Raw genomic sequence first — 20,519 nt, 5'->3', positions numbered from 1 at the left:
TCGTGCGGCCAGGCACCCGCTTAGGTTGGCTTAGGCATTGGCCAAAGGTATCGCAAGGATCCGCTCGCAGATGTTGTCGAGCGTTTGGCAACGAGCGCCTTTGTCATGAGCTGCAGTCAGACGATGCTGGATGAATGTCGTGTTCTTGTTGGGCGTGGGCATATGACCACAAGCGACCCGAGCGATTTCTGTGACCCGGGCGAGGGACTCGGCGCCGAGCGACGCTGTCAACTCCTGATAGACAAGAGTCGCTAAATCGTCAGGCAATTGAACGAAGTTGGTGCCCCATCGGACCTCGTCGGGGAAATAATCCTCTTCCAAGAAGCCGAGTACGCGGAGCAGCTTCTTGTTGTCAGCGACTTGATCACCGTGCGCCTTTTGAGCTCGATCACCGTCAAATATCACGAAGCACGGCACCCCAAGTTCTTGCGCGATGATCGCTGGCCTGACCAAATTGCTCTTACCGTCCACGGCAATTATGTGGACACCTTGACTGCGGAGACGGGTGAGGCGACCTGTCAGAGTGATCCAAGACCAGAGATGCGCGGCGTCTTCTGATCCTTCAACGAGCACGATCTTGCTCGCGAAGAACATTTCGTTGATTGCGCCGCGCAAAAGTTCATTAAGTTGCGCCTCGATAGCGTTCGCCCGAAGTGCTGGCTTGCCCGAAGCTTCGGCATAGCGTTGGGAAAACCGCTCATGTGCCAGCATGAGCACTCGGGTGGATCGAGTCTCTTGATCCTTACGGAACAACCGCACCGCTTCGAATGTGTAACCACCGACAAAGCACGGGTTGTGTGTCGTAACCAGCACCTGGGCGTCTTGGTCAGCAAGCTGACGCAAAACCTGTGAGAGATAGCGTGCTTGCGGCGGGTGCTGATACAGCTCGGGTTCTTCCACGCCCAAAATGAGAGTGGGCGCATCATCACCAGGAACGGCGGCCAACTCCTGTAAGAGCGCCAGCAGGTAGGACCTCTGGAAGCCATGCCCAAAGCGCGCGAGATCACCTTCGAAGCCTTGCTCACCGACGCGCACCCGCGCGGTGGGCGCCCCCACTTTCACCGGCTGGCTATTCCAGTTGATTGCTAGGTTCACATCTGGATGCGCCCACTCGCCCAAACGACGCGAAAGCGTTTCGGCAACCTCGTCAAGAACGCCCTGGTTCGCTTCGATCAACGCCTGATACTGCTCTTGAGCGATGCGTTCGATCTCGCTCAGATCCGCCTTCAGGTTGACGCGAGCGTGGACCGTTCTAGCCAAGAGTTTGCCCAGCGCACCGTCTCGGCTCTCCGCTTGCTCCTGTGTTGCATCCTTTACGGCGGGCACATACACCCACTGTAGGAAGGGACGGAGCTTCGAGGGACCCGCGATCCCATAGAAATGGTCCGCGCTGCGCAACGGCATGAGCATCGCCGCGTTCGCAGGATCGGCCTCGAAAGCATGGAGAGCGTCCTTCTTGTGGTCTTTGGACCGACCCGCGGGAGCGGGAATAGCGGGATAGGCCACCTTCAGCGCGTCGAACGCAGCCGTGATCTCCCCAGCGCCTCCTTCCTTGTAGGCCTTGAAGAAGTCGGCAAATGCCGGGATCCCCATGCGCTCGCCGAACTGCTGGACCGGGGCTTTCCCTTTTGCCTCATCGAACGCCGCGACAGCCGTAACGATTAGCTCGCTATTGCGGTAATAGTCCTTCAGATGCTCCTGCGCACGCGGCGATAGCTCGTGGAAGGTGACCGTGATCTCAACTGGGGTGTCAGTTCGCTTCTGGTGGAAGTCTTCGACCGTGAGCGCGTCGACGGGCGTCGCGCTGGCCCCCTCCCCGAAGAAAACATTGAGGGCGTTGAGGACCGTCGACTTGCCTGCGCCGTTCGAGCCTACAAAGCAGGTATAAGGATCGAAGGAGACCGTCTGATCGTCGAATGAGCGGAAATTGCGGATCCGCACTGATTTGATGCGCATGTGACCTGTCCCTGTGGTCGGCCTGCGCACCATAGCGCCAGCGCCCTCTCCCATCTAGTCCCAAGGCGACCAGCACAGGGGCATGAGTGGGTAGTCCAAGGGCGGGCGTGAAACGCCGAGATCCAGCGGCATTGGACGGCTGAGCTTCAGGAGCCATCCCGGAGCCATACGAGCGCCAGGGCCCCTGCGTTGGAAAGCAAAAAGGGCTCCGTTTGCACGGAACCCCTTTAATTTCCGCTTTTTTTTCATCCGAAGATGGTGGCCGGGGAGGGAATCGAACCCCCGACACGGGGATTTTCAATCCCCTGCTCTACCAACTGAGCTACCCGGCCACTGCGGGACGCGCATGATACGGGGCGCGCCGCAGAACGGCAACCGTTTCGTGACCGTCCCTGTTCGAGGGCGCCCCGAGCAGGCATCGGCCGGGTGCGGCGACGCGTTAACATCGTGGGCCCACCCTCGACGGAGCGCTGCGATGAAGCCGTGGAAGTTGCTGACGATCCTGCTGGCGACCTGCGTGGTCGCGGCCTGCGCCACCACGCCGCGCCGGGTCTCCGAGCCGGCGGCGAGCATCCAGCAGCTGAGCGTTGCGGCCGATGGCAGTTGGTCGGTGGACCTGCGGGTGCAGAACTACAGCAGCGTGCCGATGCGCTTCGAGTCGATCCGGCTCGACCTGACGGTCGGCGGCGACGCGGCCGGCACGCTGGCGTCCTCGACGCCGATCACGATCGGGCCGGAGGCGGCCGATGTGCTCACGCTGGCGTTCGCGCCCAGCGCGCAGGCGCGGCTGCAGACGGCCGATGCGCTGGCTGCCGGACGCGGCCTGCCCTATCGCATCGACGGCACGCTGCGCGCCGCCCCCAACGACCGCGGCGCCGCCCGCGACTACACCGTCCGCCGCGACAGCGCGCTCAGCCCCGTGCCGGGCCTGCCCGGCGTGCTGCGCTGATCCCGGCGCACGTCCCGCCGCGCACGCATCGCGTGCCCGCCCTCCTCTTGCAAGAGCCGATGCCATGAGCACCTACCACGCCCCGCTGACCGATATCCGCTTCGCGCTGCACGATGTGCTGCAGGTCGAGTCCCTGTTCGCCGCCCTGGGCTTCGAGGACGCCAACCGCGAGACGGTCGATGCGGTGCTCGACGAGTGCGCCCGACTGTGCGATACCGTGCTCGCACCGCTCAACCGCATCGGCGACGAGCAGGGCGTGCGCTACGACAAGGCCACCGGTGCGGTGACCACGCCCGACGGGTTCAAGGACGCCTACGACCAGTTCGCGCAAGGCGGCTGGACCGGCATGAGTGCACCGGCCGAGTTCGGCGGCATGAACATGCCGCACACGGTCGGCATCTGCCTGGAGGAGATGATCGACGCGGCCAACCTGGCCTGGAGCAACTTCCCGCTGCTCTCGCACGGCGCGGTCAACGCCTTGCACCACCACGGCGAGGCCTGGCAGAAGGAAGTCTTCCTCAAGCCGCTGATCGCCGGCACCTGGACCGGCACGATGTGCCTGACCGAGCCGCACTGCGGCACCGACCTCGGCCTGCTCAAGACGCGCGCCGAGCCTGCGGCCGACGGCGCCTATGCGATCACCGGCACGAAGATCTTCATCACCGCCGGCGAGCACGACCTGACCGACAACATCATCCACTTGGTGTTGGCGCGCCTGCCTGATGCGCCGGCCGGCAGCAAGGGGATCTCGCTGTTCGTCGTGCCCAAGGTCAAGGTCGGGCGCGACGGTACGCTCGGCGCGCGCAACGCGGTGCGCTGCGGCGCGGTCGAGCACAAGATGGGCATCCACGGCTCGGCGACGTGCGTGATGAACTTCGACGGCGCCGAGGGCTGGCTGGTCGGCCATCCGCACAAGGGCCTGCTGGCGATGTTCACCATGATGAACACCGCGCGCCTTGGCGTCGGCGTGCAGGGCCTGGGCCTGGCGACGCGTGCCTACGAAAACGCATTGCGCTATGCACGCGAGCGCCTGCAGTCGCGGGCGCTGTCGGGTCCCAAGTTGCCCAGCAAGCCAGCCGACCCGATCCTGGTGCAGCCCGACGTGCGCCGCATGCTGCTCACCTGCAAGGCGCTGACCGAGGGCGGCCGCCTGCTCGCCTACCACGCCGGCTCGCTGGTCGATGCGGCGCACGGCGCCGGCGACGAGACCGCGCGCCGCCAGGCCGACGACCTGCTCGGCTTCCTGACCCCGATCGTCAAGGCCTGCCTCACCGAGTGGGGCAACGAGTGCACCTATCACGCGCTGCAGTGCTTCGGCGGCCACGGCTATATCGCCGAGCACGGCATGGAGCAACTGGCGCGCGATGCGCGCATCACCACGCTCTACGAGGGCACCACCGGCATCCAGGCGCTGGACCTGGTGGGCCGCAAGGTGCTGCAGTTGCAGGGCGCAGGGCTGCGTGTGTTCCTGGGCATGATCGAGGCGTTCTGCAGCGAGCACGAAGGCGATGCGCAGTTGGCCGAGTTCGTCGGCCCGCTGCGCGAGAAGGCCGCGCAATGGCAGGCGCTCACCCGCGCCATCGCCGAGCGCGCAGCGGCCGACCCCGAGGAGATCGGCGCCGCCGCGCACGATTACCTGTTCTTCTCCGGCTACGTCGCCCTGGCGTACTGGTGGGCACGCAGCGTGGCCGTCGCCGACGCCTCGTCGCGGTCGGAGACGTTCAAGGCCGGCAAGCGCGAGACCGCGCGGTTCTATTTCGCGCGTCTGCTGCCGCGCACGCTGGCGCACGCCGCGGCGATCGAAAGCGGCCCGGCACCGCTGTTGTCGCTGGCCGACGAGGCCTTCGACAGCTGACCCAGGCCGGGCGCGCCACTGCGGAGATACAGACACTGGCGCGCCCGGCCCCGGGACCGGCGGCGCCGCCCCGAGCCCCCCGGCGCGCGCCTTGCACAAACCGTCACAGTTCGGGTATATGCTCGATTCCCGATGGAGACCGACTGCGCGCGCCCTCGCCTCGTCCCCACCGGTTCCGATCCGGCGCCGGTCGCCGAAGCATCGGCGTTCGATTCCGCCCCCCGCCCCCACACTGCCGGCGTGCGTCTGCTTGCCCTCGACGCGCATGGCCGGGCATTGAACTGGATCAGCTGGCAGGATGCGGCGTGTCTGTACGCGCGCGACGCGGTGGCCTGGACGCTCGGCGATCCGTGCATCACGGTGCTGGGCGGGCTGTGCCGCGCGACCGGCCACCGCAGCCGGCTGGACCTGCACCCGATCATCGCCGGCCGCAGCCATGCCCGCGCCAGTGCGATCGATCCGACCCCGGCCTTGACCAATCCCGCGCTGTTCGCCCGCGACCATCACCTGTGCCTGTACTGCGGCCGCCAGGTCGGGCGCCAGTCGCTGACCCGCGACCATGTCGCCCCGCTGTCCCAGGGCGGGCTCGACATCTGGGAGAACGTGGTCTCGGCCTGCGTGGCCTGCAATTCCCGCAAGGGCGGGCGCACGCCGCAACAGGCCGGCATGCCGCTGCTGGCAGTGCCTTTCCGGCCGAGCTGGATCGAGCATCTGATCCTGAGCAACCGCAACATTCTTGCCGACCAGATGAGCTTTCTGAGCGCCCACCTGCCCCGCCGCGGCCCGCGCGCCGTCATCTGAAGGGGACACGGGCGTCGGCGCGGCGCGTTGACGCCCCGCGTGTCGCATTGGCCTGTCCACCGGGTGACCCCACAGTACGCGGGGCGTCGCCCGGCGCGTGCGTGACTGCGGCATGACGCCCGGACGGGGGCCAGGCCTTACAATGCGCAAATGATCGATTCCTCGCGCTACCCGCGCCTTGCGCGCATCGACGCGCCGTCCGACCTGCGCCAGTTCGACGAGAGCGAACTGCCGGCGATCGCCGACGAGCTGCGCGCCTACCTGATCGAGTCCGTCGGCCGCAGCGGGGGCCACTTCGGCGCCGGGCTGGGCGTGATCGAGCTCACGACCGCGCTGCACTACCTGTACGAGACGCCCGAAGACCGCATCGTCTGGGACGTCGGCCACCAGACCTACCCGCACAAGATCCTCACCGGCCGCCGCGACCGCATCCATACGGTCAAGCAGAAGGATGGCGTGGCGCCGTTCCCCAAGCGCGAGGAATCGGAGTTCGACACCTTCGGGGTGGGCCACTCGAGCACGTCGATCTCGGCCGCGCTGGGCATGGCCATCGCCAACGCGCACGCCGGCAACGAGCGCCGCGTGGTCGCGGTGATCGGCGACGGCGCGATGACCGCCGGCATGGCTTACGAGGCGCTCAACCACGCCGGCGGCATGGAGCCCGAGCCCGACCTGCTGGTGGTGCTCAACGACAACCGCATGTCGATCAGCGAGGCGGTCGGTGGCCTGACCCAGATGCTCGGCCGCATGACCGGCAGCCGCACGCTCAATGCCCTGCGCGAAGGCGGCAAGAAGCTGCTTGGCGACAAGAACAACCCGACGGCGAAGTTCGTGCGCCGCTGGGAAGAACACTGGAAGGGCATGTTCGTGCCGTCCACGCTGTTCGAGGAGATGGGCTTCCATTACACCGGCCCGATCGACGGCCATGACGTGAAAGCGTTGGTGGGCGCGCTCAAGACGCTGCGCGGTCTCAAGGGGCCGCAGCTGCTGCACGTGATCACGACCAAGGGCAAGGGCTATGAGCTCGCCGAGGGCGACCAGATCGGCTACCACGCCGTGTCGCCGTTCGACCCGAACACAGGCGTGGTCGCCAAGGGCGGTGCGAAGAAGCCGACCTATACCGATGTCTTCAGCGACTGGCTGTGCGACATGGCGGCCGCCGACGACCGCCTGCTGGGCATCACCCCGGCGATGCGCGAGGGCTCGGGCCTGGTGCGGTTCTCGAAGGAATACCCCGAGCGCTATTTCGACACCGCGATCGCCGAACAGCACGCCGTGACGCTGGCCGCAGGCATGGCCTGCGAGGGCGCCAAGCCGGTCGTGGCGATCTACTCGACCTTCCTGCAGCGCGCCTACGACCAGCTGGTGCACGACGTCGCGGTGCAGAACCTCGACGTGCTGTTCGCGATCGATCGCGGCGGTGTCGTCGGACCGGACGGCGCCACGCATGCGGGCAATCTCGACCTGAGCTTCCTGCGCTGTGTGCCGAACATGGTCGTCATGGCGCCCGCCGACGAGGACGAGGCCCGGCGCATGCTCACCACAGGATTCCGCTATGAGGGCCCGGCCGCGGTGCGCTACCCGCGCGGCACCGGCCCCGGCGCCGAGATCGCGCCCGGCCTGGAGACGCTGCCGATCGGGCAGGCGCAGATCCGCCGGCAAGGCCGCCGCATCGCCCTGCTCGCCTTCGGCGCCATCGTGCCGGCCGCCGAGGTCGTCGCCACCGAGTTGGATCTGACGATCGTCAACATGCGTTTCGTTCGCCCGCTCGATCGTGCGCTCGTACTCGAGCTCGCGCGGTCGCACGACGGCTTCGTGACACTGGAGGACAACGTCGTGGCCGGGGGCGCCGGTTCGGGCGTGGCCGAACTGCTCAACGCCGAGGGCATCGCGCTGCCGGTCCTGCACCTGGGCCTGCCCGATGCGTTCCAGCACCACGCCAGCCGCGAGGATCTGCTGGCCGAGGCCGGACTCGATGTCGCCGGCATTCGTGCCGCCGTGCTGGCACGCTGGTCGGATCTGGCGGTGGCTGCCACACCGGCTGTGGGCAGCGCCGCAGGCTGAGCCTGCGGCGCGTCCTGGCCCCCGCCGCCGGTGGTGACCCGCGCACCGGGCGGACCACCGGACCAACAAGCGTTGACTGACGCCCGCGCTACCGGGCGCGTGCCTCGATCTTGTCGGGCAGCGCGAAGCAGCCGATGAACTGCGCGGCCAGCGCGCGGTCACCGCTCAGGCGCAGCGCGCCCGCGGCTTCGGCCTCGTCGAACGACAGGCCGCCATAGACCAGACCGGCGAAGGCCGTGGTCGTCTCGGTCTCGAATACGACATCCACGCTATCGGAGTCGCCGCGCTCGATCGCCAGCCCCGCTGAAGTCAGCCGGCCGATGAAGGCACTGCCGGGAAAGCGGAAGGCCACCGACATCGTCAGCGGCGCACGATCGGGCCGCAGCATCGTCCGCAGCGACAGCATCGTCGAGACCGCCGACAGCGGCCGCGTCGGGTCGTGCAGCGGCGAACGTACCGCCCAACGGCCCAGCACCTGGAAGATCGGCTCGGCCTCGTAGCCCCAGGCCGTCAGTTCGTAGGCCTGCACCCGAGCCGGCGGCGGCAGCTGGCATTTGCGCAGCACGCCGATGCGTTCCAACCCCGCCAGCCGCTGCGTCAGCACGTTCGCGCTAATCCCGGTGAGGTCGGCCTTGAGATCGGAAAAGCGGCGCGGGCCGAACATCAGTTCACGGATCACCAGCAGCGCCCAACGCTCGCCGACGAGTTCCAGCGCGAGCGCCGCGCCGCAGGCGTCGTCGTACCAGCGGCCCGCCATCGCCTGGGTTATTTCAGTTTCTTTTTCTAACTTCATAGTTGTTTTTTATAACTTCATAGCGCAGGATCGGCAACGCGTCCTCCAGGACGCCTCGTTCCATTCGACAGGAGATGACGCATGACCTATGTCCAGGGTTTCGTGGTTGCGGTCCCGACCGCCAACAAGGACGCGTATGCACAGCATGCCCGCGATGCGTTCAAGGTGTTCAAGACGTATGGACACGTCCGGTGCGTAGAGGCCTGGGGCGACGAGGTGCCACGCGGCAAATGCAACGATTTCCAGGGCGCTGTGCAGGCGACCGACGCGGAGACCGTGGTGTTCAGCTGGATGGAGTATCCCGACCGCGCCGCCCGCGACCAAGCCCACGAGAAGATGATGGCCGACCCGCGCATGCAGCAGATGCCGGAGATGCCCTTCGACGGCAAGCGCATGATCTATGGCGGCTTCGCACTGCTCGTGGAGGCCTGAGCCCGCGCACGCCGAACGCGCGCGTCCGTCGCGCCGTGGGTGCCGGCGGACCTCCGCTAAGGCGCTTGGACCTCGTAGCCCTTCGCCGCCAGCTTGGCGAGATAGCCATGCTCGCCGAGCACGAGCGACATCGGCAGCACCGCGAACGTCGTCCGGTTCTGCGCGAGCGCGGTCTCGGCAGCTTCGAGCCAGCGCGCCTCGACGCGCCGGTCGACGTCTTCGACACCGAGTCGCTTCGCCAGCGCGCCCTGGGTGAAGGTCCGCATGCAGACGGTGTAGGCGTTCTCGCCCTGCAGCGCGCGCAGCGCATCGATGTCGCCGACGGCCCAGGCATTGGCGCGCTCGCCCATGTGCTGCAAGTCGCGCTCGATCCGCGCGAGCATGCGCTCGAAACAGGGCAGATCGTCGAGTGGCGCGCCGCCGAACTCGCGCAGCGCCGCCTTCGTGTCCGCAACCCGGATCTCGAGGTCGGTCCGGACGATGGGCACCCGATGCGCCTTCGCCAGGCGCGTGACCACCGGCTCGACGATGCCGTCCTGGCGCATGCGCATGCGTGCGATCGCCGAGGCATAGAGCTCGCCGGCCGCGAACACCGGCCGCCAGCGCTCGACGCGATCGCTGCGCCCGATCCATCGCGCCTTCAGCGGCGCCCAGCGCGCGTAGAGCGCGGGCGGCACGACATCCTGCAACTGCTTACCGTCAGGATTGCGCCGGGCCCGCAGCAGCGCCGGCACCATCAGCAGCGTCCGGAACCGGCCGACATCGGCGCGCAGTTCGATCTGCGGCGCGGCGATCACCGTCTGCGCGCGCGCGATGACCGCCTCGACCTCATCGATGTTCCAGTCGATGTCGCGCGGCAACGGCGACACCTCGCCGAGCACATAGAGTGTGTGATCACCGCGGCGCACCTGCCAGATCCCCGGGCCCGGCTGGACGCCCGAGACCACGACCGGCCCCATGTCGACGATGCCCGCCTCACCGGACGGCGGCGGCGCCGCGCCCGCAGCGCGCGCCTGCGCCCACGCCGGGGCCGCGCCTGCGATCAGCGCCATACCCATCACGATTCCGACGATTCGCCCACGCATCGATGGCGTCCCAGCTCCGAAGCCGCGATTGGATGCCGGCCTGGCCCGCCGGGCAAGCCTACGGCGATCCAGCCACCAGGCCGCAGTCAGGTGGGCGCGCCAAAAAAAGACCCGCGCAAGGCGGGCCTCAATATTTGGTCGGGGTAGCCGGATTCGAACCGACGACCACTTGTCCCCCAGACAAGTGCGCTACCAGGCTGCGCTATACCCCGGAAAGCTAGGCAGTATACCCGTTGGCGGGCGTTTCGCCCATGCCTGCGTCAACGCTTGAGCAGTTGCAGCACGTCCTCGAGCTCCATGCGCACCTGGCGCACGATCTGGCTGCTGAGCGCCGACTCCTGCTTGGCGCCCTCGCCTTCCAGCCGCAGGCGCGCGCCGCCGATCGTGTAGCCCTGCTCGTAGAGCAGGCCGCGGATCTGGCGCACCATCAGCACGTCGTGGCGCTGGTAGTAGCGGCGGTTGCCGCGGCGCTTGACCGGGCTCAGGCTCGGGAACTCGGTCTCCCAGTAGCGCAGCACGTGCGGCTTGACGTCGCACAGCTCGCTGACCTCGCCGATCGTGAAGTAGCGCTTGGCCGGGATCGGCGGCAGTTCGCGGTTGCTGCCCGGATCAAGCATGAGCAGCTCCCGCGCCAACGGTGCCGGTGTAGGCCTCGACCCGCTCCTTGAGCTTCTGCCCGGGACGGAAGGTGACCACCGTGCGCGCGGAGATCGGAATCTCCTCGCCGGTCTTGGGGTTGCGGCCGGGGCGCTCGTTCTTGCGCCGCAGGTCGAAGTTGCCGAAGCCCGACAACTTGACCTGGCGGCCGTGCTGCAGCGCTTCGCGCAGGACGTCGAAGAACGCATCGACGAACTCCTTGGCCTCGCGCTTGTTCAGCCCGACTTCTTCGTAGAGCTTCTCGGCCATGTCCGCCTTCGTCAACGCCACGCCCGCATCCCCTTGTGCACCTCAGCCTCGGATCTTCGCGCCGTGGTCGCGCGCCAGCGCTTCGACCACGTTCGCGACCACTGTTTCGACATCGCGATCGGTCAGAGTGCGTGAAGTTTCCTGCAGAATCAAGCCCATGGCGAGACTCCTGAAACCCGATTCGACGCCCTGCCCGGCATAGCGGTCGAACAGCCGGATCCCGGTCAGCAGCGGACCGGCGGCCGCGCGTGCGGTGGCCTCCAGCGCGGCCCAGTCGACGGCGTCGGGGGCGACGATCGCCAGGTCGCGACGCACCGACGGAAAGCGCGAGAGCGGCGCCACACGCGGCAGCGCGCGGGCCTGCAGCGCCGCGGCATCGAGCTCGAACGCCACGACCGACACGTCGATATCCAGCGCGCGCAGCAGGCGCGGATGCAGCTCGCCGATCCAACCGACCTGCACGCCATCGCGCAGCACGTCCGCCGAGCGGCCGGGGTGGCCATGCGCCGCGTTCGAGCGCCTGAACGTCAGGTGCGCACCCGCGACCGTGGCCAGCGCCTCGAGGTCGCCCTTGAGGTCGAAGTAATCGACCGGCCGCGCCGGTTGGCCCCACTGCTCGGCCTGCGCATCGCCGGCCACGGCCGCTGCGACCCGGAGCGTCTCCACCGGCGCGCCCGCCGTTCCCGATGCCCGATCCGCGCTTTCGAACACCTTGCCGAGTTCGAACAGCCGCACGCGCGTCTGCTGGCGGGCGAGGTTGCGCGCCAGCGTCGCGACCAGCCCCGGCAGCAGCGCGGTCCGCATGACGCCCAGTTCCGCGCTGAGCGGGTTGGCCAGCGGCACGGCGCCGTCGTCGGCCTGCCAGGCCGCAAGCAGTGCGGCGTCGACGAAGGCGAAATTGACCGTCTCCAGGCAGTCACGGGCCACCAGTTGGCGACGCAGTTCGGCCTCGGCGACCCGGGTCTCGCTGGGGGCGGCGATGCGCGTCGCGCCGCCGGGCAACGTCGTGGGCACGCGGTCGTAGCCGTGGATGCGCACGACCTCTTCGATCAGGTCCTCCTCGATCGCCAGGTCGAAGCGCCGCGTCGGCGCAGTGACCTGCCAGCCCTCGGCATCGGGGACGACCGCCAGCCCGAGCGCGCGCAGGATGCGCTCGACCTCGGCGTCGTCGACGGTCAGCCCGAGCACGCGCGCCAGCCGTGCGCGGCGCAGCGCGATCGTGCGCGGCTGCGCGAGATGCGCATCGAGCTCGGCGGCCGTCACCGGGCCCGCCCGGCCACCGGCGACATCCAGGATCAGCCGCGTCGCGTACTCGAGTGCGGTGCGCGGCAGCTCGGGGTCCACACCGCGTTCGAAGCGATGCGCGGCATCGGTGTGCAGGCCCAGGCGTCGGCTGCGACCGATGATCGCGTCGGGGGCGAAGTGCGCCGATTCCAGGAACACGTTGCGCGTGGCATCGGTCACCCGCGTATCGAAGCCGCCCATCAGGCCGGCGAGCGCGACGACGCGGTCGTTGTCGGTGATCGCCAGAAACTGCGGGTCGAGCGTCGCGTCGCGGCCGTCGAGGAGCTTGAGCGTCTCGCCCTGGCGCGCACGGCGCACGCCGACCGGACCGGCCAGCAGGTCGCGGTCGAAGGCGTGCATCGGCTGGCCGAGTTCGAGCATCACGTACTGGGTGACGTCGACGAGGAAGCTGACCGGGCGGATGCCGCTGCGGCGCAATCGCTCGGCCATCCACACCGGGGTCGGACGCGTCGCGTCGACGCCCTCGATCACCCGGCCCAGGTACCGTGGCGCGTCGCTGCCGGCATCGAGGGTCACCGGCAACGCGGCGTCCGATGCGATGTCCACGGGCGGCGCCTGCAACGGCGCGACCTGGCTGCCGAAGGCGGCGGCGACGTCGAACGCGATGCCGCGCACGCTGAAGCAGTCGGCGCGGTTGGGGGTCAGTTTGAGCTCGATCGTGGCGTCCGGCAGGCCGAGATAGTCGGCCAGCGGACGGCCGACCGGCGCGTCGTCAGGCAGTTCGAGCAGCCCCGAGGCATCCGCATCGAGCCCCAGTTCCTTGGCCGAGCACAGCATGCCGTTGGACGCGACGCCGCGCAGCTTCGCCGCCTGGATCGTCAGTTCGCCTACACGCGTGCCGATCGTCGCCAGCGGCGCAACCAGGCCCGGGCGCGCATTCGGCGCACCGCAGACGATCTGCAGCGGCGCCGCGCCGCCGACGTCGACCTGGCACACCTGCAGCCGGTCGGCTTCGGGGTGCTTGTCGGCCGAGACGATGCGCGCCACGACCACGCCCTCGAGCGCGCCGCCCAAGGGCACGATGTCCTCGACCTCCAGGCCGATCGCGGTCAGCGTCGCGGCCAGATCCTCGCGCGATGCCTCGGTGCGCACGTGCTGGCGAAGCCAGCTTTCGGAAAATTTCATGCTGAAATTCCGTGATTCGTCATAAGTGAGTCGTGATTCGAAAAGGTGGCGTGGCCCGATGGCGCGGCGTGCGTGATCCGTCTGTGTCGATCACGGATCACGCATCGCCGATCCCGGCCCTCAGGCGAACTGCCTGAGAAACCGCACGTCGTTTTCGAAGAACGCGCGCAGGTCGTCGACGCCGTAGCGCAGCATGGCGAAGCGCTCCACGCCCATCCCGAACGCGAACCCGGTATAGCGCTCGGGGTCGATGCCGACGGCCTTGAGCACATTGGGGTGGACCATGCCGCAGCCCAGCACCTCCAGCCAGCGGGTGCTGCCGTCGGCCTGCTGCCAGGCGATGTCGACCTCGGCGCCGGGCTCGACGAACGGGAAGTAACTGGGGCGGAAGCGCATTTCGAAATCGCGCTCGAAGAAGGCGCGCACGAATTCGCTGAGCGTGCCCTTGAGGTCGGCGAACGTCGCGTGCTCGTCGACCAGCAGGCCTTCGACCTGATGGAACATCGGCGAGTGGGTCTGGTCGCTATCGGAGCGATAGACCTTGCCGGCGGCGATCATCCGCAGCGGCGGGCGGTGCTCGCCCATGTAGCGCACCTGCACGCCGGAGGTGTGCGTGCGCAGCAGGCGCGCGACGCCGGCCGCGTCAGGCGCGAAGTAGAACGTGTCGTGCATCGCGCGCGCCGGATGGTGCGGCGGGAAGTTCAGCGCCTCGAAGTTGTGCCAATCGTCCTCGATCTCCGGACCGTCGGCCAGTTCGTAGCCCAGCCGGCCGAAGATGTCGGCGATGCGCTCGAGGGTGCGGCTGATCGGATGCACGCCGCCGCGACCGGCGTCGCGTCCGGGCAGGGTCACGTCGATCGTCTGCGAGGCCAGGCGCGCATCGAGCGCGGCGTCCTCGAGCGCGGTCTTGCGCCGGGCCAGCGCCGCGCCGATCGCATCGCGCGCGCGGTTGATCGCCTCGCCAGCGGCCTTGCGCTGGTCGCCGGGCAGCGCGCCGAGCGCCTTGAGCTGGGCGGTGATGCTGCCGCTCTTGCCCAGCAGCGACACCCGCAGCGCTTCGAGCGCCTCGGGCGTGGCCGCCGCGTCGATGTCGGCCAGCGCCTGGCTCGACAGGGATTCGATTTCGCTCATCTACAGGCCCGTCAGTGATGAAAGGTCCGCGTCGCGCAGACGCCCGGAACCGGGGCGGCGCACGTTCGGATGCCGCAAAAAACGATGGGGAAGGACTTGCGCCCTTCCCCACGTGGCCGCCGGACGGATCCGGCGGCAGTACCGCTTTACGGTGGAGACGACGGCCTTTAGGCCGCCAGCGCGCCCTTCGCCTTCTCGGCGAGCGCGGTAAAGCCGGTGGCATCGTGCACTGCGATATCGGCCAGGACCTTGCGGTCCAGCGTGATGCCGGCCTTGAGCAGGCCGTTCATGAAGCGGCTGTAGCTGATGCCGTTCAGACGGGCCGCCGCGTTGATGCGCGTGATCCACAGCGAACGGTAGTCGCGCTTCTTCTGCTTGCGACCGATGTAGGCGTACTGGCCGGCCTTGATGACGGCCTGCTTGGCGACGCGGAAGACCTTGCGACGGGCGTTGTAGTAGCCCTTCGCGCGGCCGAGGACCTTCTTGTGACGGCGACGCGCTTGGACGCCACGCTTGACTCGTGCCATGGTTCAGTCCTCCTCAGAGATACGGCAGCATGCGGTCGAGACGACCGCTGTCGCACGCCGGAATGTGGTTCGTCTGGCGGAGATTGCGCTTCCGCTTGGTCGCCTTCTTGGTGAGGATGTGGCTGCGATTGGCGTGGCCGGCCTTGTACTTGCCGGAAGCCGTCTTCCGGAAACGCTTGGAAGCGCCCCGGTGCGTCTTGATCTTGGGCATTGCGAGAGTCCTTGTGGGATACGAGTACTGACCGGGCGGTGGCCTTCGCCACGCTTTCCATCCATGCCCATGCCGGTGTTCAGGCCTCGATCCCCGCGGGATTCCGGCCGGTCCTGATACCGCTCAAACCACCCGGACAGGCCGGGAGCCGCGCATTATGCCGCGCGCCGCTTTGGCTTGCAAATCATCGGCTTGGCCTTGCTGCAGCAGGCGCCCGCGTGCGCCTGGGCCACGGACATGAGATCGCCCAGAGGCCGAGCGGCCAGGCGGTGGCGTTCCAGGGACGCAAAAAAGGCGCCTTGCGGCGCCTCTTTCGGAGCCTGCCCCGTGGCCGGGACAGGCAAGCCGGATCCTGCGTCGCGCCCGAGAGCGCGACCGGTCAGCGCTTCTTCGGCGCGATCATCATCACCATCTGCCGGCCCTCCAGGCGCGGCCGCGACTCGATGACGATGTCCTCGCCCAGGTCGGCCTCGATCCGCGCCGCCATCTCGCGGCCCAGCTCCTGGTGGCTCATCTCGCGGCCACGGAAGCGGATGTTGACCTTGATCTTGTCGCCTTCTTCCAGGAAGCCCCGCATCTTGCGCAGCTTGATCTGGTAGTCGCCCTCGTCGGTGACCGGCCGGAACTTCAGTTCCTTGATCTCGACCTGCTTGGTCTTCTTCTTGGCCTCGTTGGCCTTCTTCTGGGCTTCGAACTTGAACTTGCCGAAGTCCATGATCTTGCAGACCGGCGGGTCCGCATTGGGCTGGATCTCGACGAGGTCGAGCCCCTCCTCCTCGGCGGCGCGCAATGCATCGTCGCGCGAGAGCACGCCGATCATTTCTCCGTCCGAACCGATCACGCGCACACGGGGTACGCGGATATCCTGGTTACGCCGATTCTGCTTGTCAGGGGTGCTAATACTGCAATCTCCGAAATGGAACATGCCGCCGGCTCGTCAACCAACGGGGCGACCGGCGCGGCCGATGATGGCGCCGCGCCGGTGAAGAACTCATGCTGACACCGGCTCCGCGCGGAGGCGCGAAACGAAATCGCCGACCGGCATTGTGCCCAGATCTTCCCCGGACCGCGTCCGAACCGCGATTGCGCCGTTTTCCTTCTCGCGGTCCCCGACCACGAGCAGATACGGCACCCGCTGCAGCGTGTGCTCGCGGATCTTATAGCCGATTTTCTCGTTCCGCAAATCCGCCTCGACCCGGACACCTTGATTCGCAAGGGATTTCCGCACCGCCTCGACGAAGTCGGCCTGGGCGTCGGTGATGTTCATCACCACCGCCTGCACCGGGGCCAGCCAGGCGGGGAACTGCCCGGCATGGTGCTCGATCAGGATGCCGATGAAACGCTCCATCGAACCGACGATTGCCCGGTGCAGCATGACCGGGGTGCGGCGCTGGCTCTGCTCATCGACGTACTCCGCGCCCAGGCGCCCGGGCATCATGAAATCGACCTGCATCGTGCCCAGTTGCCAGGTCCGGCCGATGGCGTCCTTGAGGTGGTACTCGATCTTCGGGCCGTAGAACGCGCCCTCGCCCGGCAGTTCCTCCCAGGCCACGCCGCAGGCCGACAGCGCATTGCGCAGCGCGGCCTCGGCCTTGTCCCAGGTCGCGTCATCGCCGAGCCGCGACTCGGGCCGCAGCGCGATCTTGATCTGGATGTCCTGGAAACCGAAATGCGCGTAGACCGCCAGCGCCTGCTGATGGAATGCGGTCACCTCCGACTCGATCTGCGCCTCGGTGCAGAACACATGGCCGTCGTCCTGGGTGAAGCCGCGCACGCGCAGGATCCCGTGCAGCGCGCCGGACGGTTCGTTGCGATGGCACGAGCCGAACTCGCCGTAGCGGATCGGCAGGTCGCGGTAGCTGTGCAGGCCCTGGTTGAAGACCTGCACGTGGCCGGGACAGTTCATCGGCTTCACCGCATAGGTCCGCTTCTCGGACTCGGTGAAGAACATGTTGTCCTTGTAGTTGTCCCAGTGGCCGGACTTCTGCCACAGCGAGACATCGAGGATCTGCGGACACCGCACCTCGCCGTAGCCGCTGTCGCGATAGACGCGGCGCATGTATTGCTCGACGACCTGCCACAGCGCCCAGCCCTTGGGGTGCCAGAACACCAGGCCCGGCGCTTCTTCCTGCAGGTGGAACAGGTCCTGCGCCTTGCCGATGCGACGGTGGTCGCGCTTCTCGGCCTCCTCGATGCGCTGGATATAGGCCTTGAGCTGCTTGGCGTCGGCCCAGGCGGTGCCGTAGATGCGCTGGAGCTGCTCGTTCTTGGAGTCGCCACGCCAGTACGCACCGGAGATGCGCGTGAGCTTGAACGCCTTGAGGAAGCGCGTGTTGGGCACGTGCGGGCCGCGGCACATGTCGACGTACTCCTGGTGGAAGTACAGCCCCATCTCGGTGATGTCCGGGCCCATGTCGTCGATCAGCCGCAGCTTGTAGTCCTCGCCGCGCGCCCGGAACGTCTCGATGACCTCCGCACGCGGGGTCATCTTCTTGATCACGTCGTACTCGGTGTCGATCAGCTCGCCCATGCGCTTCTCGATCGCCGCCAGGTCCTCGGGCGTGAACGGCCGCTCGCTGTAGACGTCGTAGTAGAAGCCCTCGTCGATCACCGGGCCGATGACCATCTTGACCTCGGGGTAGAGCTGCTTGACCGCATGCCCGACCAAGTGCGCACAGGAGTGACGGATGATCTCCACGCCCTCCGGGTCCTTGGGGGTGAGGATCTGCAGCGAGGCGTCGTGGTCGATCAGATCGGACGCGTCGACCTGACGGCCGTCGACCTTGCCGGCGACCGTGGCCTTGGCCAGGCCCGGGCCGATCGACTGAGCGACCTGCATGACCGTGACGGGGTGTTCGAACTCGCGGCGACTGCCGTCGGGAAGCGTGATGGTGATCATGGACGTAAAGGGTCTGAGAGAGGTGGTGGTGGCGAAAGCGGGCCGATCGCAGACTGGCGACCGCCGTTCCCGACGCGATGCGCGGCGCACAAAAAAAGCGCCGCGAGGGCGCCGTCAAGGACCCGCGGGAACGATCAGTGCTGGAAGGGGGTAGTGCTCATGTCGCACGCTCGGCCGGCGCAAACGCGGGCCACCTGTCGGCTGGAGGGACGCCAGTAACCGATTCTAGCCCAGAACGCTCGACCGGCGCTGCGCGCGCGGCGGCCGTGGCATCATGCGGTCGGCCCCAGCGCCGCAACCGCGTGCGATGACGATCAAAGGCAAGCCCACCTCCCTCGATATCGCCCACCTGGCCGGCGTGTCCCAGCCGACCGTCTCGCGCGCATTGCGCGGCCACCCGTCGGTGAGCCGGGACACGCGCGAACGTATCCTCACGATCGCCCGCGAGCTCAACTACAAGGTCGACAAAAACGCCTCCAACCTGCGCTGCCAGCAGTCCGGCACACTGGCGTTGCTGTTCTTCGAAGAACCGGCGGACGACGCGATCAATCCGTTCTTCCTGTCGATGCTCGGCGCGATCACCCGGGCCTGCGCGCTGCGCGGCTACGACCTGCTGATCTCGTTCCAGCAGCTGTCCAGCGACTGGCACGCCGATTACGAGGACTCCCACAAAGCCGATGGCCTGCTGCTGCTGGGCTACGGCGATTACCTCCAGGCCCGCGACCGGCTGCAGCAACTGGTCGAACAGGGCACCCGCTTCGTGCGCTGGGGTGCGGCGCTGCCGGGCCAACCGGGGGTGTCGATCGGCAGCGACAACTTCCAGGGCGGCCGGGCAATGGCCGAGCACCTGCTCGCGCAGGGGCGCCGGCGCATCGCGTTCCTCGGCGATGCCTCCGCGCGCTATCCGGAGTTCCAGGAGCGCCACCGCGGCCTGGCCGCGGCGCTGGCCGAGGCCGGGCTGACCACCGGGCCTGCCTTGCAGGTCGATGCGGTCACCAGCGAGCAGTCCGGCTTCGAGGCCGCCCGCGCCCTGCTCGACCGCGGCACGCCGTTCGACGCGATCTTTGCCGGCAGCGACCTGATCGCGATCGGCGCAATGAAGGCGCTGCACGAGCAGGGCCTGCGGGTGCCCGACGATGTCGCAGTCGCCGGCTTCGACGACATTCCGCTGGCCGCGTTCGTGACCCCGGGGCTGTCGACCGTGCAGCAGGACACGCGCCAGGCCGGCACGCTGCTGGTCGACACGCTGATCGCGCAGATCGAAGGGGCGCCGGTCGAAAGCCGGACGATTCCCGGCCGGCTGGTGCTGCGCGGCTCGACCGGCGCGCCGCCGCCCGCTCAGCCGCGTGCGTCGCGGTAGCGCGCCAGGAACGTCGCGGCGACCCGCTCGGCCATCTCGTCGGCCAACTGCTGCATCGACGCATGGCCCAACTCGGCGGTGGTCTGGCGGAACAACGCCAGCCAGCGCGCAAACATCGCCTCGTCGAGCCCGTCCAGTCGCATGTGCCGCTGGACCGGCGCCCCGCGGAACCGGCGCGTCCCGCGCAACATCGCCGACCAGAAGTCGATCAGCAGCGCCAGGTGGGCCGGCCAATCCTCGACATGCGCCTCGAACACCGGCCCCAGCCGCGCGTCCGCGCGGACCCGTGCGTAAAAGACGTGGACCAGCCGGACCACCTCCTCCTCGGTGCACAGGGCAGGACCGGGTGCGGCTATCGAACTGTCGGGCATGAGCGGTGCGCCGGGCCGTAAGCGCCCGGGATGAACGGCAGGAAAGCGCATCATCCCGTGGCGCGACCTGGAAGGCCAGGAATGATCCAGATCAAGGCGCGGCGGTCGACAACGCGGGAAGATGCCCCACGCAAGAAGACCAGACCCCAACGGAGACGCTCCATGAACACCCGTACGATGCTGCTCGGCCTCGCCCTCCTCGGTGCCGCCGGCATGGCCCACGCCACCCCGAACTGCAAGGTCAGCCTGAAAGGCAATGACCAGATGCAGTTCGACCAGAGGACCGCCACGGTGTCGGCGAGCTGCCGCACGGTCACGATCGAACTCGCCCACGTCGGCAACCTGCCGGTCACGGCCATGGGCCACAACGTGGTCCTGACCGCGACCCCGGACGCCGATGCAGTCGCCCGCGATGGCATCAAGGCTGGCGCTGCCGCCGACTACATCCAGGCCGGCGACAAGCGCGTGCTGGCGCACACCAAGCTGATCGGTGGCGGCCAGACGGCCACGATCACCCTGCCCGGCTCGGCGCTCAAGGCCGGTGGCGACTACACCTACTTCTGCTCGTTCCCGGGCCACTCGGCGATCATGCGCGGCAAGCTGGTCGTCCAGCCCTGACCGCTCACTCCGGGCCCCTGGCCCGAATCGCGACACCAGGCGCCACCTTCGGGTGGCGCCTTTTTTTTGTCTCCGCCGCAATGCGGCCCTGGGCACCACTTCGCATGGCTGCGCCCCCGCAAGAACCGGGG

Annotated in this window: 19 protein-coding genes and 2 tRNA genes; 7 read left to right on the top strand and 14 right to left on the bottom strand. The window is 68.0% G+C overall.

Going from position 1 to position 20,519, the window contains the following annotated elements:
• Window positions 1–30: 30 nt before the first annotated feature.
• Window positions 31–1,956 carry an ATP-dependent endonuclease gene (locus ABE487_RS00560; protein WP_346450865.1) on the bottom strand — a complete coding sequence of 642 codons (1,926 nt, stop codon included), beginning with the start codon at window positions 1,954–1,956 and terminating at the stop codon, window positions 31–33.
• A gap of 256 nt (window positions 1,957–2,212) precedes the next feature.
• Window positions 2,213–2,288, bottom strand: a tRNA-Phe gene (locus tag ABE487_RS00555).
• A 143-nt stretch (window positions 2,289–2,431) separates the two neighbouring features.
• Here ABE487_RS00555 and ABE487_RS00550 point away from each other — a divergent pair.
• The 4 genes from ABE487_RS00550 (at window position 2,432) to dxs (ending at window position 7,625) form a co-directional block, all read left to right on the top strand.
• Window positions 2,432–2,905 (top strand): LEA type 2 family protein, encoded by a 474-nt coding sequence (locus ABE487_RS00550; protein WP_346447786.1) that lies wholly within the window; start codon window positions 2,432–2,434, stop codon window positions 2,903–2,905.
• 64 nt (window positions 2,906–2,969) lie between these two features.
• Entirely contained in the window at window positions 2,970–4,760 is a 1,791-nt protein-coding gene (locus ABE487_RS00545; RefSeq protein WP_346450863.1) for an acyl-CoA dehydrogenase C-terminal domain-containing protein, read from the top strand.
• A 132-nt stretch (window positions 4,761–4,892) separates the two neighbouring features.
• A complete protein-coding gene (locus ABE487_RS00540) occupies window positions 4,893–5,561 on the top strand; it encodes an HNH endonuclease (protein WP_346443537.1) in 669 nt (222 codons plus the stop codon).
• A 150-nt stretch (window positions 5,562–5,711) separates the two neighbouring features.
• Complete coding sequence (gene dxs, locus ABE487_RS00535) at window positions 5,712–7,625, top strand: 1-deoxy-D-xylulose-5-phosphate synthase (RefSeq protein ID WP_346450861.1); 1,914 nt, start codon at window positions 5,712–5,714, stop codon at window positions 7,623–7,625.
• Between the two features lie 88 nt (window positions 7,626–7,713).
• On the opposite strand, the gene ABE487_RS00530 is transcribed toward dxs, so the two are convergent.
• Complete coding sequence (locus ABE487_RS00530; RefSeq protein ID WP_346443519.1) at window positions 7,714–8,382, bottom strand: winged helix-turn-helix transcriptional regulator; 669 nt, start codon at window positions 8,380–8,382, stop codon at window positions 7,714–7,716.
• 117 nt (window positions 8,383–8,499) lie between these two features.
• On the opposite strand from ABE487_RS00530, the gene ABE487_RS00525 reads away from it, so the two are divergent.
• Window positions 8,500–8,850: a DUF1428 domain-containing protein gene (locus tag ABE487_RS00525; RefSeq protein ID WP_346450860.1), complete on the top strand. Its 351-nt coding sequence runs from the start codon at window positions 8,500–8,502 to the stop codon at window positions 8,848–8,850.
• 56 nt (window positions 8,851–8,906) lie between these two features.
• Here ABE487_RS00525 and ABE487_RS00520 read toward each other — a convergent pair whose 3' ends face one another.
• The 10 genes from ABE487_RS00520 to thrS form a co-directional block, all read right to left on the bottom strand.
• Window positions 8,907–9,908, bottom strand: coding sequence for a TraB/GumN family protein (locus tag ABE487_RS00520; RefSeq protein WP_346452853.1), 1,002 nt, complete (start codon window positions 9,906–9,908; stop codon window positions 8,907–8,909).
• 162 nt (window positions 9,909–10,070) lie between these two features.
• Window positions 10,071–10,147: transfer RNA gene (locus ABE487_RS00515), tRNA-Pro, on the bottom strand.
• Window positions 10,148–10,195: 48 nt separating this feature from the next.
• Window positions 10,196–10,552 carry a MerR family transcriptional regulator gene (locus ABE487_RS00510; protein WP_047136502.1) on the bottom strand — a complete coding sequence of 119 codons (357 nt, stop codon included), beginning with the start codon at window positions 10,550–10,552 and terminating at the stop codon, window positions 10,196–10,198.
• On the bottom strand, window positions 10,545–10,862 hold the full coding sequence (locus ABE487_RS00505) for an integration host factor subunit alpha (protein WP_047136501.1): 318 nt from the start codon (window positions 10,860–10,862) through the stop codon (window positions 10,545–10,547). The genes ABE487_RS00510 and ABE487_RS00505 overlap by 8 nt, the downstream gene beginning before the upstream one ends.
• Window positions 10,863–10,883: 21 nt before the next feature.
• Complete coding sequence (pheT, locus tag ABE487_RS00500) at window positions 10,884–13,271, bottom strand: phenylalanine--tRNA ligase subunit beta (protein WP_346450857.1); 2,388 nt, start codon at window positions 13,269–13,271, stop codon at window positions 10,884–10,886.
• Between the two features lie 120 nt (window positions 13,272–13,391).
• Window positions 13,392–14,402 (bottom strand): phenylalanine--tRNA ligase subunit alpha, encoded by a 1,011-nt coding sequence (gene pheS, locus ABE487_RS00495; RefSeq protein WP_346443511.1) that lies wholly within the window; start codon window positions 14,400–14,402, stop codon window positions 13,392–13,394.
• Between the two features lie 167 nt (window positions 14,403–14,569).
• Window positions 14,570–14,929 carry a 50S ribosomal protein L20 gene (gene rplT / locus ABE487_RS00490; protein WP_047136498.1) on the bottom strand — a complete coding sequence of 120 codons (360 nt, stop codon included), beginning with the start codon at window positions 14,927–14,929 and terminating at the stop codon, window positions 14,570–14,572.
• A gap of 13 nt (window positions 14,930–14,942) precedes the next feature.
• A complete protein-coding gene (gene rpmI / locus ABE487_RS00485; RefSeq protein WP_047136497.1) occupies window positions 14,943–15,140 on the bottom strand; it encodes a 50S ribosomal protein L35 in 198 nt (65 codons plus the stop codon).
• Between the two features lie 379 nt (window positions 15,141–15,519).
• Window positions 15,520–16,065 carry a translation initiation factor IF-3 gene (gene infC, locus ABE487_RS00480; protein ID WP_241943914.1) on the bottom strand — a complete coding sequence of 182 codons (546 nt, stop codon included), beginning with the start codon at window positions 16,063–16,065 and terminating at the stop codon, window positions 15,520–15,522.
• 66 nt (window positions 16,066–16,131) lie between these two features.
• Window positions 16,132–18,039 (bottom strand): threonine--tRNA ligase, encoded by a 1,908-nt coding sequence (thrS, locus tag ABE487_RS00475; RefSeq protein WP_346450856.1) that lies wholly within the window; start codon window positions 18,037–18,039, stop codon window positions 16,132–16,134.
• A 307-nt stretch (window positions 18,040–18,346) separates the two neighbouring features.
• Here thrS and ABE487_RS00470 point away from each other — a divergent pair, with 307 nt between their 5' ends.
• Complete coding sequence (locus ABE487_RS00470; protein WP_346450854.1) at window positions 18,347–19,399, top strand: LacI family DNA-binding transcriptional regulator; 1,053 nt, start codon at window positions 18,347–18,349, stop codon at window positions 19,397–19,399.
• On the opposite strand, the gene ABE487_RS00465 is transcribed toward ABE487_RS00470, so the two are convergent.
• Complete coding sequence (locus tag ABE487_RS00465) at window positions 19,378–19,770, bottom strand: group III truncated hemoglobin (protein WP_346450853.1); 393 nt, start codon at window positions 19,768–19,770, stop codon at window positions 19,378–19,380. The genes ABE487_RS00470 and ABE487_RS00465 overlap by 22 nt on opposite strands.
• A gap of 162 nt (window positions 19,771–19,932) precedes the next feature.
• Between ABE487_RS00465 and azu the strand changes: the two genes are divergently transcribed.
• The gene (gene azu / locus ABE487_RS00460; RefSeq protein ID WP_346443503.1) at window positions 19,933–20,388 is read left to right on the top strand and encodes an azurin; all 456 of its coding nucleotides are present in this window, start codon (window positions 19,933–19,935) and stop codon (window positions 20,386–20,388) included.
• The last annotated feature ends 131 nt before the right edge of the window (window positions 20,389–20,519 follow it).

The organism is Luteimonas sp. TWI596 (genome assembly GCF_039674105.1).
In the GTDB taxonomy this organism is placed as follows: domain Bacteria; phylum Pseudomonadota; class Gammaproteobacteria; order Xanthomonadales; family Xanthomonadaceae; genus Luteimonas.
The sequence above is the reverse complement of the archived record's forward strand: the minus strand, read 5'-3'. Positions and strand labels throughout refer to the sequence as shown.